The 13,759-nt window shown below is 72.5% G+C and carries 14 protein-coding genes; 10 read left to right on the forward strand and 4 right to left on the reverse strand.

The genetic code is table 11. The features are described from left to right. Window positions 1–12 precede the first annotated feature (12 nt). Both ACFYXK_RS10200 and ACFYXK_RS10205 read right to left on the reverse strand, forming a co-directional pair. A complete protein-coding gene (locus ACFYXK_RS10200; RefSeq protein ID WP_389410693.1) occupies window positions 13–534 on the reverse strand; it encodes a DUF3887 domain-containing protein in 522 nt (173 codons plus the stop codon). 82 nt (window positions 535–616) lie between these two features. Beyond that, window positions 617–1,246 (reverse strand): hypothetical protein, encoded by a 630-nt coding sequence (locus ACFYXK_RS10205; RefSeq protein WP_389410694.1) that lies wholly within the window; start codon window positions 1,244–1,246, stop codon window positions 617–619. A gap of 249 nt (window positions 1,247–1,495) precedes the next feature. On the opposite strand from ACFYXK_RS10205, the gene ACFYXK_RS10210 reads away from it, so the two are divergent. From ACFYXK_RS10210 to ACFYXK_RS10250, 9 genes are all read left to right on the forward strand, one after another. Continuing rightward, window positions 1,496–2,875, forward strand: a complete 1,380-nt coding sequence (locus ACFYXK_RS10210; RefSeq protein WP_389410695.1) for an efflux RND transporter periplasmic adaptor subunit — start codon at window positions 1,496–1,498, stop codon at window positions 2,873–2,875. After that, window positions 2,872–3,747, forward strand: coding sequence for an ABC transporter ATP-binding protein (locus tag ACFYXK_RS10215; RefSeq protein ID WP_389410696.1), 876 nt, complete (start codon window positions 2,872–2,874; stop codon window positions 3,745–3,747). Before ACFYXK_RS10210 ends, ACFYXK_RS10215 begins: the two co-directional genes overlap by 4 nt. Further along, window positions 3,744–4,961, forward strand: a complete 1,218-nt coding sequence (locus tag ACFYXK_RS10220; protein WP_389410697.1) for an ABC transporter permease — start codon at window positions 3,744–3,746, stop codon at window positions 4,959–4,961. Before ACFYXK_RS10215 ends, ACFYXK_RS10220 begins: the two co-directional genes overlap by 4 nt. A 32-nt stretch (window positions 4,962–4,993) precedes the next feature. Next, the gene (locus ACFYXK_RS10225) at window positions 4,994–5,653 is read left to right on the forward strand and encodes a DUF5666 domain-containing protein (RefSeq protein WP_389410698.1); all 660 of its coding nucleotides are present in this window, start codon (window positions 4,994–4,996) and stop codon (window positions 5,651–5,653) included. Between the two features lie 19 nt (window positions 5,654–5,672). Then, window positions 5,673–6,398, forward strand: coding sequence for a response regulator transcription factor (locus ACFYXK_RS10230; protein WP_389410699.1), 726 nt, complete (start codon window positions 5,673–5,675; stop codon window positions 6,396–6,398). Window position 6,399: 1 nt separating this feature from the next. Next, window positions 6,400–7,890, forward strand: a complete 1,491-nt coding sequence (locus ACFYXK_RS10235) for a sensor histidine kinase (protein WP_389410700.1) — start codon at window positions 6,400–6,402, stop codon at window positions 7,888–7,890. Between the two features lie 239 nt (window positions 7,891–8,129). Next, on the forward strand, window positions 8,130–8,471 hold the full coding sequence (locus ACFYXK_RS10240) for a hypothetical protein (RefSeq protein WP_389410701.1): 342 nt from the start codon (window positions 8,130–8,132) through the stop codon (window positions 8,469–8,471). A 574-nt stretch (window positions 8,472–9,045) separates the two neighbouring features. Next, window positions 9,046–10,131, forward strand: a complete 1,086-nt coding sequence (locus tag ACFYXK_RS10245) for a tryptophan 2,3-dioxygenase family protein (protein ID WP_389410702.1) — start codon at window positions 9,046–9,048, stop codon at window positions 10,129–10,131. 53 nt (window positions 10,132–10,184) lie between these two features. After that, window positions 10,185–11,330, forward strand: a complete 1,146-nt coding sequence (locus ACFYXK_RS10250) for a hypothetical protein (RefSeq protein ID WP_389410703.1) — start codon at window positions 10,185–10,187, stop codon at window positions 11,328–11,330. A 149-nt stretch (window positions 11,331–11,479) separates the two neighbouring features. Here ACFYXK_RS10250 and ACFYXK_RS10255 read toward each other — a convergent pair whose 3' ends face one another. Together ACFYXK_RS10255 and ACFYXK_RS10260 are read right to left on the reverse strand one after the other, a co-directional pair. Continuing rightward, entirely contained in the window at window positions 11,480–11,749 is a 270-nt protein-coding gene (locus ACFYXK_RS10255; RefSeq protein WP_389410704.1) for a hypothetical protein, read from the reverse strand. Window positions 11,750–11,994: 245 nt separating this feature from the next. Next, window positions 11,995–12,930 (reverse strand): amidohydrolase family protein, encoded by a 936-nt coding sequence (locus tag ACFYXK_RS10260; protein WP_389410705.1) that lies wholly within the window; start codon window positions 12,928–12,930, stop codon window positions 11,995–11,997. 366 nt (window positions 12,931–13,296) lie between these two features. On the opposite strand from ACFYXK_RS10260, the gene ACFYXK_RS10265 reads away from it, so the two are divergent. After that, window positions 13,297–13,716 (forward strand): hypothetical protein, encoded by a 420-nt coding sequence (locus tag ACFYXK_RS10265; protein ID WP_389410706.1) that lies wholly within the window; start codon window positions 13,297–13,299, stop codon window positions 13,714–13,716. The last annotated feature ends 43 nt before the right edge of the window (window positions 13,717–13,759 follow it).

The raw sequence follows: 13,759 nt of genomic DNA on the forward strand, positions 1-13,759 counted from the left end.
CCGACGGGAGGCTCAAGACCGCCGGACGACCGGCAAGACCGGCACTCCCGTCTTGAGGAGCCACAGCCCGGCGACGCTTCCGTCCTCGTGGAAGGACAGGCGGAACTCCCCGGCCTCGCGTTCCATCGTCAGCGGCACACTGACCACGGTGAACTCGCCGGCGGCGACGTCTTTGGGATCTCCGTGTGACCGGTAGCGCCCGAAGGTGTCCTGGTAGGTCTTCCAGGCCCCCGCGAGGGCGTCCGGGGGCAGCGCCTCGCGCAGCGTCGGATCGAAGTGGGCTGTGGCACCGGCGAAGTTGCCGCTCACGATGGCGTCGAGCGTCTGGGTCGCGGTCTGGTCGTACGAAGTCCGAGCGGCCGGGGATACTGCCGCGACCAGGCCCGCGACCGTCGTCGTGGCGGCGTGGGCCTGCATCGCGGCCGACGCGAGACCACCGGCCGGCAACAGCGCGCAGGCGGCCAGCGAGAGCGCCGCGACGACCCGAACGAGTTGCCCCCTGCCGCGGCTGGACCTTGTGGCTTCGTGGGGCATCGGCACCACGCCCTCTCCGGCTCGGCGGGTCCGGACACGTCCATCCTGCGCCCCTCGCCCTCCCCCCGCATGCCAGGGCAAGTCAGGCGGACGGACTCACGCTCGGCCGGGGGGTGTTCTGACCTCGTTGCGGCAGCAGGGCCTTGCAGGTCTGGTAGGCCTGGGCCGACTGCGGGTCGGAGGTGGCGATGCCCCGCGTGCCCGGCGCGTTCGGGGAGGCCGACGGCAGCACCACACCGTGGTCCTCGAGGCAACCGGTGAACGCCTTCATGGCGCTGCCGTCGCCGCCGGGTCCGCCGCCGCGCCCGTTGAACTGCGGGCGCAGATCCGCGCACGCCTGCGTGGCCTCCCTGCGCTGCGGGTCGGCCGACGCCCCGCGGCCGGGTCCTGCGGACGCGCCACCAGCCCAGCCACCGGGACCGCCCCTGCCGCCGGGCCCCCGCGTGCCGGCGGACGGGCGGCCGCTGCCGCTGGGGCGCGGCGCCATCGTGACGCCGTGCCGGGCCAAGCACTGGCGGTACGCGTCCATCTCCTTGGCGTCCGGCGAGGCCGACGCCGAGGCGGATGCGCCGGCCTCCGCGTTCACCGCGCCGGAACCGGAGGAGCAGCCCGCGAGCACCAGCCCGCACGCCGCGAGGACCAGGGCGCACACGGCCGCCCGGGACGCGGCGTCAGTGCGCGGGGTGGCCGGCCGGGTCGTGGTCCAGGGCATGTCCGTTGTCTCCTCGGGGCGTCGGCGCGTCGGCGACGAAGACTGAACCGCACGGAGATGGGGGCGACCGGGGCGTCGGCTGGGAGTTCCCTGACAGTGCACGGGGCCCCGGCGCCCTGCGGTAGCGGGAGGCAGGAGGGTACGCCCCATATCCGCCGGTATGCCCGGTTCGATGGAGCGCGCCGTTCCCAGGGAACTCCCAGGAACCTCCCAGAGCCTCCAAAGTACGGACGGCCAGGATCCTGCTCCATGAAGGTGCTCCCACGGCGGCGCAGGGCCGTCCTGATCAACTCGGTGCTCGGAGTGGCCGTCCTCGCGGGCGCCGGCGGCGCGTACGCGGCGGTGACCAGTGGCGGCGAGGGTCCGGCCCGCGGCGGCGCGCGGACCGTCGCGGTCACGAAGGGCACCGTCCTCGCGACCGTGTCCGGCTCGGGGTCACTGAGCTCGCCGAGCGATGCCGGGGTGAACTTCACCACCGGCGGCCGGCTCACCGAAGTCGGCGTCAAGCCGGGAGACAAGGTCACCAAGGGCCAGGTGCTCGGGAAGGTCGATTCGACCGCCGCGACGGAGACGCTCGCCCAGGCGCGGGCCGCGCTGACCGCGGCCCAGGCCGGAGTCACCAAGGCCGAGGCAGGCCAGGCGAGTTCGGCATCGAACAGCGGCTCCTCGCCTTCCTCGTCCTCGCGGGGCGGTTCCGCGGCCGCTGCCGCGCCGGCTGCCACACCGACCGTGGACCCGGCTCAGGTGGCCCAGGCCCGCGCCCAACTCACCCAGGCCCAGAACGCCGTCGACGCCGCGCTGCGCGCCGTCGACGGAACCGTACTGAAGGCCCCCGCGGCCGGAACGGTCGCTTCCGTCGCGGCGAAGGTGGGCGACACCGTGTCCGGTACGAACGGCAACGGCAACGGCAACAGCGGCGGTACGGGAGGCGGAAGCGGCGGTTCGAGCGGCAGCTCCGGCTCCTCGAACGCCGGTTCCTCCCCCGCCCTGTCCGGCTTCGTGGTGCTCACGAACCCGTCCGGCATGCAGGTGACGGCGAACTTCTCGGAGGCCGACGCGCTCAAGCTGAAGCCCGGCCAGGCTGCCACGGTCACGCTCAACGCCATGTCCGGCAAGGTCCTCAACGCGCAGGTGCTGTCGGTCAGTTCCCTCCCCGTGAGCAGCGGCTCGTCCTCCGGCGGCGGCAACCCGGGAGGCGGGAGCGCCGTGCAGTTCGCGGCCACCCTCACCATCACGAGCCCCACCGACGATCTGCGCAGCGGCCTCAGCGCCGCCATCCAGGTCGTCGTCGGCGAGGTGTCCGGCGCCCTGTCGGTTCCGACCGCAGCCGTGTCCGGGACGGGCGCGAACCGTACCGTCACCGTCGTCAAGGCGGACGGAGCCGCCGTACGCACGCCGGTCACGGTCGGCCTCGAAGGCGACGGCACCGACCAGATCCTCAGCGGCCTGACCGAGGGCGAGCAGGTGCAGTTGGCGACGGTGTCCTCGGGCGCCAACGGAGGCTTCCCGAGCGGCGCCTTTCCCGGCGGGGCCGGGGCGGGCGGGGCCGCCGGTGGCCGCAATCGCGGCGGTGGCAGCGGCGGGGCCGGCGGTTTCCGCACCGGCGGGGGCGGGGGTGGCCGCGGATGAGGCTGCCGCTGTGGCCGCGCCGGGCGCTGCCCGAGGCGCCGCCCGTGGCCCTGGCCGGGGCGCCGGAGGCGGGCGTGCCGGAGCAGCCGGCACCACCGGTGATCGAGGTCCGGTCGCTGCTCAAGACGTACGGGCACGGCGACGCCGCCGTACGGGCGCTCGGCGGACCGCGCGATCCGGCCACCGGCCGCCGGCCCGGTGTCGAACTCATCGTGGAACAGGGCGACTTCGTCGCGGTCATGGGCAGCTCGGGCTCGGGCAAGTCGACGCTCATGAACATCCTGGGCTGCCTCGACGTCCCCACCTCGGGCCGCTACCTGCTCGACGGCATCGATGTGGGCGGCCTGGACGAGCACCAGCTCTCGCTGGTCCGCAACCGCAAGATCGGCTTCGTCTTCCAGTCGTTCAACCTGGTGCCCCGCACCAGCGCCGTCGCCCAGGTGGAACTGCCACTGGCGTACGCCGGGGTGAAGGCCGCCGAGCGGCGGCGACGCGCGCAGGCCGCGCTCACCCTGGTGGGCCTGGCCGACCGTCTCGACCACCGGCCGAACGAACTCTCCGGCGGCCAGCAGCAGCGCGTGGCCGTTGCCCGGGCGCTCGTCACCGCGCCCGCGATGCTGCTCGCCGACGAACCGACCGGAAACCTGGACAGCCGCAGCACCGAGGAGGTCCTGGCCATCGTTGACCGGCTCAACGCGTCGGGACGTACGGTCGTCCTCATCACCCACGAGGACGAGGTGGCCCGGCACGCCAAGCGGGTCCTGCGTCTGGTGGACGGGCAGATCGTCGAGGACGTCCGCCAGGCGCCCGTCGCCGGTCCCCCGCCCGCGCTGTCCGGGCCGACGCACGCTGTGGCCGGAGGCGTGCGGTGAACCCCTTTCAGACGCTGCGCTTCGCCTTCGGCGGACTCGCAGCGAACAAGGTGCGCTCGGCGCTGACGATGCTGGGCGTGCTCATCGGTGTCGCGGCGGTGATCCTGCTGCTCGCCGTCGGCAACGGCTCCTCGCAGGCGGTGAAGGACTCCATCGAGAAGCTCGGCACGAACTCCCTGACGGTCTCCTCCGGCGGCGGATCCGGCGGCGGGCGCTCCGGCTCCGCCACCGCGACGAAGCCGCTGACCGTCGAGGACGCCCGGGCGCTCGCCGACCCCGCGGCCGCACCGCACATCGAGTCGGTGGCCCCCGAGGTCACCACCTCGCAGACCGCGCTGTACGAGGGCACCTCGCACACCGTCGGCCAGGTCGTCGGCACGTACCCGGCGTACTTCAAGGCCTCCAACAGCAAGGTGGCCAAGGGCGACTACTTCGGCAACGACGACGTACTGGCGTCCCGGAAGGTCGCCGTCATCGGTTCGACGACCGCTGCCGACCTGTTCGGCACGGCCGACCCGGTCGGCAGGAAGGTGGTGCTCGGCGGCACGCCGTTCACCGTGGTCGGCGTGCTCGCCGCCAAGGGCGGCACCGGGTTCCAGGACCCGGACGACGTGGTGGTCGCCCCGCTGCCCACCGTGCAGAACGCTTTCACCGGCTTCGGCTCGGTCGGCCAGATCCTCGTCGAGGCCGAGTCCGCGGACGCCACGGCCGGGGCGCAGAACGAGATCACCACGGTCCTGATGGCCCGGCACGGGCTCAAGGACCCGGCCGCCCTCGACTTCCGGGTGTCCAGCCAGGCGTCCCTGCTGAGCACACAGGAGTCGACGAACAAGACGTTCACCGTGCTGCTGGGCGCGGTCGCCGCGATCTCCCTGCTGGTCGGAGGGATCGGGATCACCAACATCATGCTGGTCACGGTGACCGAGCGGACCCGGGAGATCGGCATCCGCAAGGCGATCGGCGCGCCCCGCGGGGTCATCCTCGGCCAGTTCCTCGCCGAGTCGACCATGCTGTCGCTGATCGGCGGCGGGCTCGGCGTCGCGGCCGGGCTGATCGGCTCGCACTTCACCATCGTCGGCATCAAGCCGGTCGTCATACCGGAGTCGGTCGTCGGCGCCTTCGCCATCGCCGTGGTGATCGGGCTGTTCTTCGGTGGCTACCCGGCCAACCGGGCCGCGAGCCTGCGGCCCATCGAAGCACTGCGGCACGAGTGAGCCGACACACGCAGGAACAGGGAGAAGCTGACATGGCACGACGCCGCACCGCACTGGAGAAGCAGCCCGGGGCGGATCCCGTGGCCGATCCCGAGCGGATCCTTTCCGAACCCCCGGACACTCGGGACATCTCGGCGGAACTCGCCGCTCCGCCCCGGCCCCGGCTGCCCTGGCTGACGCTGCTGCTCTCGGGCGGGGTGGTGGCCGGTCTTGCGTTCACCGGGGGCGCCCTGGTCGAGAAGAGCCGCCTCCAGGGGTCGGCGGGATCCGGCGCGGCAGGCCGGAACTTCACCGCCGGAGCGGGCGGCGCCCCAGGGCGTACGGGCTCCGGACAGGGCCAGGGCGCAGCCGGCCAGGGCCGCACCGGAGCCGGGCAGAACGGCCAGAGCGGCCAGCGGCCGGGCTTCGGGGGTGCGACGGGCGGCCCGGGGGCCGGGGGCGGCGTCACCACCGGTACGGTGAGGCTCGTCGACGGCACCACCCTCTACGTCACCGACGCCCAGGGCAATGTCGTCAAAGTGACCACCGACAGCAACACCCAGATCACCCAGGCCAAGGCCGGCAAGGTGTCCGACCTCCAGCCGGGTCAGACCGTGACCGTGCGGGGCAGCCTGAACGACTCCGGCGACGTCGCCGCGACGACGGTCGCGCAGGGCGGCACGGGAGGGTTCACGGGCGGCGGCCGGGGCTGAGCGCAAGGGGGAGGACCCGATGGAGACGGCCACGCCCGAGGCGAGCCTGCTCGTCGTCGACGACGAGCCGAACATCCGGGAGCTGCTGTCCGCCTCGCTGCGGTTCGTCGGCTTCCGCGTCACCTCGGCGGCGAGCGGTGCCGACGCGCTGGCGGCGGTCGCCAAGGAGCGGCCCGACCTGGTGGTCCTCGACGTGATGCTGCCGGACATCAGCGGGTTCGCGGTGGTCCGCCGGCTGCGCGAGGCGGCCGGCGGCGGGTCCGGGGCCGACCATCTGCCGGTACTGTTCCTCACCGCCAAGGACGGGGTCGACGACAAGGTCAGCGGCCTGACGGCCGGAGGCGACGACTACGTCACGAAGCCGTTCAGCCTGGAGGAGCTGATCGCCCGGATCCGCGCGATCCTGCGCCGCACCGGCGCTCCGACGGGCGAGGGCCGGCTGGTCGCGGGCGACCTCGAACTGGACCCGGTGGGCCACCAGGTGCTGCGCGGGGGCCGTCCCGTGTCCCTGTCCCCCACCGAGTTCAAACTGCTGGCGTACCTGATGACCCATGCCGATCGCGTCGTCTCCAAGATGCAGATCCTCGAACACGTGTGGGCGTACGACTTCGGCGGCGACCTGAGCATCGTCGAGTCGTACATCTCGTACGTGCGCCGCAAGGTGGACTCGGGCGCGGACGGCGCCGCCAAACTCATCCACACCGTGCGCGGCATCGGGTACGTCCTGCGCCGTCCGCAGACCTGACATGGCGGGGCGTTTTCCACGCCGGCTCGGGTACCGGTTCTCGGGCCTGTCGCTGCGTTCTCGGCTCGTACTGCTCTCGATGGCCCTGATCGCCCTCGGGCTGACCGTCAGCGACACCGTCGTACTCGGGTCGGTGCGCGCCCAGCTGGTGGGCCGGGTGGACCAGCAGCTGGAACGGTTCGGCGACTCGGTGGCGTACCGGGTCCGGGCCGAGGGCACCCCGCAGCCGCACACCGGCCGGACGGGCGGCGGCCGGGCCTGGCTGCCGAGCCAGTACGTGGCGGCGTTCGCCGACGCCGACGGGACGGTGTCGGACCAGTTCCGGCAGCCCGTCGCCGCCGGGGATCCGGGCCCGCTGTGGCCGACGATGGACGGGGCGCAGCTGCGGGCCAGGTTCGGGCGGGCGTTCGAGGTTCCGAGCGACCACGGGGGCGGCACTTGGTGGGTGCTGATCGTGCCGGTGGGCAGCGACGACCCACAGCTGCCCGCGGGGGTGATGGTCGCGGCTCCACTGGACGAGGTGTCCTCCACCCTCGACAGCCTGTCCACCGCCTTCGAACTCATCGGCGTCGTGGTGTCGCTGCTGCTGGCCGCGGCCGGCTGGTTCGCCGTGCGGGCGGGACTGCGTCCGCTGCGGCGGATCGAGGAGACAGCGGCGGAGATCTCCGCCGGGCGGCCGCTGTCGCACCGCATGCCGGACGCCTCGCCGCGTACCGAGACCGGGCGGCTGAGCAGCGCGCTCAACGGCATGCTCGCGCAGATCGAATCGGCGTTCGCGGTCCGCGCCGCATCGGAGGAGCAGATGCGGCGCTTCGTCGCCGATGCCAGCCACGAACTGCGCACGCCGCTGGCCGGCATCCGGGGTTTCGCCGAGCTGTACCGGATGGGCGCCCTCGCCGACGAGGCGGACGTGAAACGGACCATGGCCCGTATCGAGAGCGAGGCGGTACGTCTCAGCGGTCTGGTGGAGGACCTGCTGACCCTGGTCCGCATGGACGAACAGCGCCCGCTGGAGCTCGCCCCGATGGACCTGCGCACCCTCGCCGTGGACGCCCTGCACGACACCCGGGCGCTGGACCCGGAGCGCGAGGTGGCACTGACGGGGCCGGGCGGCGTCGGCCGGCCCGGGCCCGCGCCGGTGAACGGGGACGAGGCGCGGCTGCGCCAGGTGGTCGCCAACCTGGTCGGCAACGCCGTCGCCCACACTCCCGCGGGTTCCCCGATACGGATCGGGGTGGGAAGTGCGGGCGGCCACGAGGTGATCGAGGTGGCCGACTCCGGGCCGGGCCTCACGCCCGAGCAGGCGGCCCGGGTCTTCGAGCGGTTCTACCGGGTGGACGCCTCCCGCAGCCGGCAGGCGGGCGGTGGGGCGGGCCTCGGCCTGGCCATTGCCTCTGCGCTCGTCCAGGCCCATGGGGGCGGGCTGGAGCTGGAGACGTCACCGGGCGGGGGGTCGGTGTTCCGCGTCCGTCTGGAGTCGGCCGGACACTGACCGTGCGGTGGCGGCGCGCGTCCGGCCGGCCGAGCGGCCCGACCGATCCACGGGCGCTCCCGGGGGCGCCCGTCGGGGGCTTCGCCCCGCACCACGCCCGCCGATGTGCGTCAAGCCCCGAGTATCCGGGGCGTGACCCGTCGTGCGTGTCCGGGCCCAATGGAGACACGGAGCCCGCCGCGGGCTCTGCCCGGGGGCCTCGCTCCCCGAGGCCCTCTCGCACCACAAGGAGCACCACCATGATCCGCACGGCCCTGACCACGCGTCTCGCCCTCCTCGGCGCCTCCACCGCCCTCGCCGCAGGCGGCGCCCTCCTGCCGTCCAGCGCCTTCGCCGCACCGGCTGCGCCGCAGGTCGCAGCCGTACAGACGGCATCCGAGCACCAGGCGCACCATGGCGGCAACACGACGACGGTCACCGAGACGAAGACCCTCAACCGCACACTGCCCGACGGCAGGGTCAGGGTCACCACGACCACGACGATCACCAAGACGACCAAGAACCGCCACGGCAAGGTGGTCAAGCAGAGCATCACGACGACCGTGGACAAGAAGACCCTCCCGGCGCCGACCGACGACTGAGGCAGCCACACGGAACCGTGGAACGGCCCGCAATCCCGACCGGGGTTGCGGGCCGTTCGTGCTGCGTCGACGCGGGCGGGTGCGACGGCCGTGCCGGGCGCGGGACCGCGTGGTGACGGCTCGTCCGGCATGTCGTCGAGGCAGCAGGGACCTCCGGTGTCCTGTCAAGCCACGAATGTTCGAGCGAAGACGCCGGGCCCTTTGATCATGCCTAGTGGGACTCAGGGCCCCACCCGCGAAGCGTGAGGCTCACCACCGGACAGAGAACGGTTCCCGCCACTCATGGCGGCCGCCATCCAAGGAAGAGACGGGTCACGTGACTTCTGACTGCCGTACACGATGCGTTCGGGCGACGTCCCGAGGCGGATGCCTCGCAGCGGACACCGGGAAGGGTTCCGAGTTTCCGGCTCACGGGACGTGTGCCTCACGCGTGGCCGCCTCCCGGGAGATCAACCGCTGGGCGACCGGAGACGGCCTGCCGGCTGAACTCGACGGGATCTCCCTGGCGCGGGCCGTCACGGAACAGGCGCGACGCAGAGGAAGGCATTTCCTGCCGAAGAGGACCCTTGTCCGGATGAGCGAGGTGCGCAGCCGGCATGCCTCAGGCCGGCCGTTCCTCGAGGCCTTTCTCCACTGCATGCTCGACGAGCACGAAGGGCGCTTCCGGAACCGCGGCTATCTCGCGCTGCCGCTCCTCGAGCTCCTGTTGGACGAACGGCACTGCGCGCTGAGTCCTGACCGGCTGGCCACGCTCCTCGTCTCCGACGTCATTCGCTTCGAGATCGAAGCCGCCACGTCACCCGAGGAACCGGGCCGGGGCCGGCCGGATCCGGCGACGCTGCGGAAGCGGCTGCGCCACGCCCTGCGGTTCGTGGGCGGCCACCTCGGCGCGACGGATACCGGTGACCTGCTGTCCCGTTCGGACCGGATGCCCGAACCGCGCATGGAGGAGCTTCTCCCCCAACTGCCGCGGCCCCCGGCGACGGACGCAGGCCGCTGGTTCGACGTGTCCGTCCAGCCGGTGTACGTGCTGCACGACGAATACTTCTTCATCCGCGCCCTGCAGACCCACGAGATGGTGTTCACCACGATCTCGACGGACGTGCAGGCAGCCGTGAGGTCATTGCGTGACGGGTACCTCGAAGCCGCCGTGCAGCGAGTGGATCACGCGACCGCGATGTTCGAGCGTGCCTCAGCGCTCTTCCGGATGGTCGCCACGATGCGCGTGGAGCAGTTCTTCGCCTTCCGGGAGTTCACCCGAGGCGCCGGCGCCATCCAGTCCGAGCAGTACCAGCGGTTCGAGACGGCATGCGGCCCGCCGGCCGACGCACGGCTGCGGTCGGCTGCCTTCACGCATGTGCCGGCCGTGCGCGCCGAGGCCGAAGAAGCCGGCCGTGACAGTCTCACGCGGGCCTGTCACGACATCCGCCGCGAGGGCCGGTTCAGCCAGGCGGAACGGACCCTGCTCGACGCGGCGCTCGGCCGGCTGGAGAGCAGGCACCGGCTCTGGAAGTCCACCCATCGCAGGCTCGCCGTGCGCATGCTCGGGGACGCCCACGGCTCGGGTTGCACCAGCAGCGTCGCCTACCTCACCGAATGCCGGGACAACCGCCTGTTCGGGCAGCTCGGGCCGGACGGGAAGCGGCTGCCGGGCTCCTGACGAGGTGGGATACGTTGTGGCTCCAATCGGGGGACGATCTACGGAGCTTGTAAATGACTCAGAACACAGGGTGGGGCGGCCACGGGGGCGGCTGGGGCGGCACCCCGCCGTGGGGCGGCTGGGCGCCTGCGCCGGCGCCGCAGCCGGGTGTGATCCCCCTTCGGCCGTTGGCCCTCGGGGAGATACTCGGCGGAGCGTTCTCGACGATCCGCCGCCACTGGAAGCAACTGGTCGGCGTCATGCTGGCCGTGCAGGCGGTCGTCCTGCCGGTCATGGCCCTCGAGGTGGGCGCCGCCGTCGCCGCGGTGTACCGGCACATCGAGCCCGTCTTCGATCCGCCCTTCGGGACGGAGCCCACGGCCGAGCACGTCGTGCCGTTGGTCGTCGCCGGCGGCACGCTGTTCGTGCTGCTCCTGGTGACGGGCGGGCTGGGCCTGGCGGTCCTCACCGCGCTCTGCCCGGCCGTCCTCAAGGAGGCGGTCATGGGCCGCCCCACCACCTTCCGTGCGATGTGGCGCACCGCCCTCCGGCGCACGCCCGCGGCGGCCGGCACGATGCTGCTCACCGTGCTGATCGCCGGCTCTCCGATGTTGGCCGTCGCGGCGGTGTCGCTGCCGCTGGTGTTCTCCGCGGCCTCCGGGGACGTCACCCCGGCGATGGTCGCCCTGCTGCCGCTGGTCCTGCTGCTCGCCGCCCCCGTGACCGTGTGGCTCAGCACCCGGCTCGCCCTGGCCCCGGCCGCGCTGCTCATGGAGGGCGTCGGCCCGGTCACCGCGCTGCGCCGCTCGGCCAAGCTGGTCCGGGGCCAGTGGTGGCGGATCTTCGGCATCACCATGCTCGCCGGAATGATCGCGGGTGCGATCGCGTACCTGATCCAGTTGCCGTTCAACCTCATCGGCATGTTCGCGGTGATTCCCGCCGCGGCGGACCAGACCGAGGGGAGCGGCCCGACGTCCGGCATGATCACCGCTCTCGTGGTGGCCTTCCTCGCCATGCTCCTCGGCGGTGCGGTCAGCCAGGTGTTCCAGATCGGATTCACCCAGCTCGTGAGCGGGGTGCTGTACGTCGACCAGCGGATCCGCCGCGAGGGCCTCGCCGATGCGATCCTCGCGGAGCTCGCCTCCACGGCGCCGGCCACCGGCCCCGCGCCCGCGACACCGCCCACGGCCCCGCAGCCCGAGGCGCCGACCGACACCTGACGGGTGTCCGCGGGCCCCTCCCGATGGGTCCGACTGCCCGCCTGCACGTGATGCCTCGTCCGGGCCGATCGACTACCAGGACCCGCAGGCGCGTTCGGCCGTGAACGGGATGGCCCGCGGCGGGGAGCCGCCCTCAGGGGCCTCGCCCGCTAGGGAGCCACCTTGCAGGCCGACACCGCGGTCCCGTTGGTCACGCTGGCCTTCGTCAGGCCGGTCACGCACTGGTCGTGGTAGCCGGTCGACCCGGCCGTACACGCCGCCCGGACGGCGGCCGGGACCTCACCACCATGGAGCTCCCGCTCCACCTGGTTGATACAGGACGAGACGTCCGCGTGGGCGGCGGGGGCCATGAAGGCCGCGCCTCCGAATACGAGGGTCAGGCCGGTGAGGACACCTGCGAGACGGGTTGACGTGCGCATGAGACGCACCTGCTCTCCGGGATCTTCGCGCGGCCCGGGACGTGCATGTGCCGGATCCGCGTGGGAACGGCGCCGAGCGCACACGGCCGATGTGCCGCGAAGGGCCCGGGCCCCGCACCGGACCGGCTCGGCAGGGCTACCCCTCCCCGTTCGACGCTAGAGCAGCCCGCTGCCGTACGCACCCGCTGCGGCCGCGGCGCCGCTCCGCGGGATTGCGTGCGACGTCGGCCTGCCCTGCGTGGCCGTCATCCGAGGAGCCGTGGGAGAAGGAGTTCGGCGTTGCCGCGGTTGATCGCATGCAGCTGGCCGTCCTCCCAGTGGGGGTACGTGTCCAGCCCCGCGTCGAACCCGGTGGCCCACTCCTCGGGGAGCATGGGGTAGTCGCTGCCGTACAGGACGTGGCCGGGCGCGGCGAAGGCGATCAGTGAGGGCAGCGAAGCAGGGCCGGCCGAGATGGCGGTGTCGAAGTAGAACCGCCGCAGGTCGTCCAGCAGGCCCTCGGGGGTGGTGTCGGGGTGGAGGCGGGCGGCGACTGCGAAGCGGTGGGCGGCGTAGGGCAGGAAGCCGCCCGCGTGGGGAAGGATCATCTTGATCCGGGGATACCGGCGCGGAACACCGTTCACGGCCATGTGCAGGGCGGTGCGGGCGGTGTCGTACGGGAAGTCCACCAGGGGGCCGGGCAGGCCGGGAACCATCGCACCGGGCGGTGCGGTGGGGTGGACGAGGACGACGGCGGCGCGCGCGTCCAGCTCCGCCCACAGCGGATCGAACTCCGGGTCGCCGAGGTAACGGCCATGGGCGTTGGACAGCAGCATCACACCGTCGGCCTGCAGCTCGTCCAGGGCGTGGGCGACCTCGGCGAGTGCGCCGTCCACGTCGGGCAGGGGCAGGGCGGCGAAATGGCCGAAACGGTCGGGGCGGTCCTTGACCACCTCGGCGGTGTACTCGTTCACGCGCCTGGCCCCGGCGCGAGCGCCGGCGGGGTCGTCGGGGGCGGCGAGCGGTGCGGGGTACGACAGGACTCCGGTGGCGATGGACCTGCGGTCCATCATGGCGATTGCGCTCGGCTGGTCCCATGCGGGCGCGGGCCAGCCGAGCGCTGCGGCGCGTTCCGCCATGCCACGACTTCGGTCCGGGGGGATCAGGTGCTGGTGGACGTCGATGCGCGCGGGGTCCGGCATTCCTGCCCGTGCCTCCTCGAATTCGGTGCCTACCTCTGCGACAGCTTGACCACATCAGAGGGGACGGCGGGTGACCGACAGACCGACACCGCCCGGAACACGGGCGAGGCCGCCTCGAACCCACCGGAACGGCCCAACCACCGCACTCCGCGGTCCAGCCGGTGGCCGACTGCCTCGATTTACCAAGATCAGCTCCCGGCGTCAAGCCACGTATTCGAGTGGCGTGACCCGCACGCCGCCACACGGTTTATTGGAAGTACGCCCCCACCGGGGAAACCCCCGGAGGACAAAAGGCCAAAAGAAAACCCCGGTCGATTCCACCGGGCAATACACAAACCCTTATCCGTTGCCGAATGGAGAATTCCCATGTTCGAGCGTTTCCCGACCCGCCGCGTCGTCCTCGCCGGAGCCTCCCTCGCCCTCCTCGGCGGTGGCATAGCCCTCCCCGCGACCGCCATGGCCGCACCGGCCACCGCCCCGCAGACGATCACCCTCCCCCAGGACAGCGCCGACGGCATCGGCACCGGCGGCGACGCCAACGCAGAGAACACCACCGTGGGCGGTACCGCCACCGGCGGCGCCGCCTCCACCGGAGTCGGCAGCTGCAAGGGCAAGTGCATCATCACCACCGGCAACGCCACCGGCGGCAACGCCAGCGCCGACGCCGTCAACACCGGCGACGCCACCGCCGTGGGCGGCGACGGCACGGGCACCGGCGGAAAGGTCAACAAGCAGAACATCAAGGCCCAGGTCAAGAAGGACCTCAAGGCCAAGCTCGGCAAGTGACCAGCCACAACCCCCACAACCCCCACACAGCGGATACCGGAGA

Source organism: Streptomyces sp. NPDC002209 (genome assembly GCF_042890265.1).
Classification (GTDB): Bacteria; Actinomycetota; Actinomycetes; order Streptomycetales; family Streptomycetaceae; genus Streptomyces.

What these genes read in the sequence shown, in the direction of transcription:
- ACFYXK_RS10205 (WP_389410694.1), bottom strand. Translation starts at nt 1,246, where the DNA reads ATGCCCTGGACCACGACCCGGCCGGCCACCCCGCGCACTGACGCCGCG.
- ACFYXK_RS10255 (WP_389410704.1), bottom strand. Translation starts at nt 11,749, where the DNA reads ATGCGCACGTCAACCCGTCTCGCAGGTGTCCTCACCGGCCTGACCCTC.
- ACFYXK_RS10250 (WP_389410703.1), top strand. Translation starts at nt 10,185, where the DNA reads ATGACTCAGAACACAGGGTGGGGCGGCCACGGGGGCGGCTGGGGCGGC.
- ACFYXK_RS10200 (WP_389410693.1), bottom strand. Translation starts at nt 534, where the DNA reads ATGCCCCACGAAGCCACAAGGTCCAGCCGCGGCAGGGGGCAACTCGTT.
- ACFYXK_RS10215 (WP_389410696.1), top strand. Translation starts at nt 2,872, where the DNA reads ATGAGGCTGCCGCTGTGGCCGCGCCGGGCGCTGCCCGAGGCGCCGCCC.
- ACFYXK_RS10240 (WP_389410701.1), top strand. Translation starts at nt 8,130, where the DNA reads ATGATCCGCACGGCCCTGACCACGCGTCTCGCCCTCCTCGGCGCCTCC.
- ACFYXK_RS10260 (WP_389410705.1), bottom strand. Translation starts at nt 12,930, where the DNA reads ATGCCGGACCCCGCGCGCATCGACGTCCACCAGCACCTGATCCCCCCG.
- ACFYXK_RS10235 (WP_389410700.1), top strand. Translation starts at nt 6,400, where the DNA reads ATGGCGGGGCGTTTTCCACGCCGGCTCGGGTACCGGTTCTCGGGCCTG.
- ACFYXK_RS10230 (WP_389410699.1), top strand. Translation starts at nt 5,673, where the DNA reads ATGGAGACGGCCACGCCCGAGGCGAGCCTGCTCGTCGTCGACGACGAG.
- ACFYXK_RS10245 (WP_389410702.1), top strand. Translation starts at nt 9,046, where the DNA reads ATGAGCGAGGTGCGCAGCCGGCATGCCTCAGGCCGGCCGTTCCTCGAG.
- ACFYXK_RS10225 (WP_389410698.1), top strand. Translation starts at nt 4,994, where the DNA reads ATGGCACGACGCCGCACCGCACTGGAGAAGCAGCCCGGGGCGGATCCC.
- ACFYXK_RS10265 (WP_389410706.1), top strand. Translation starts at nt 13,297, where the DNA reads ATGTTCGAGCGTTTCCCGACCCGCCGCGTCGTCCTCGCCGGAGCCTCC.
- ACFYXK_RS10210 (WP_389410695.1), top strand. Translation starts at nt 1,496, where the DNA reads ATGAAGGTGCTCCCACGGCGGCGCAGGGCCGTCCTGATCAACTCGGTG.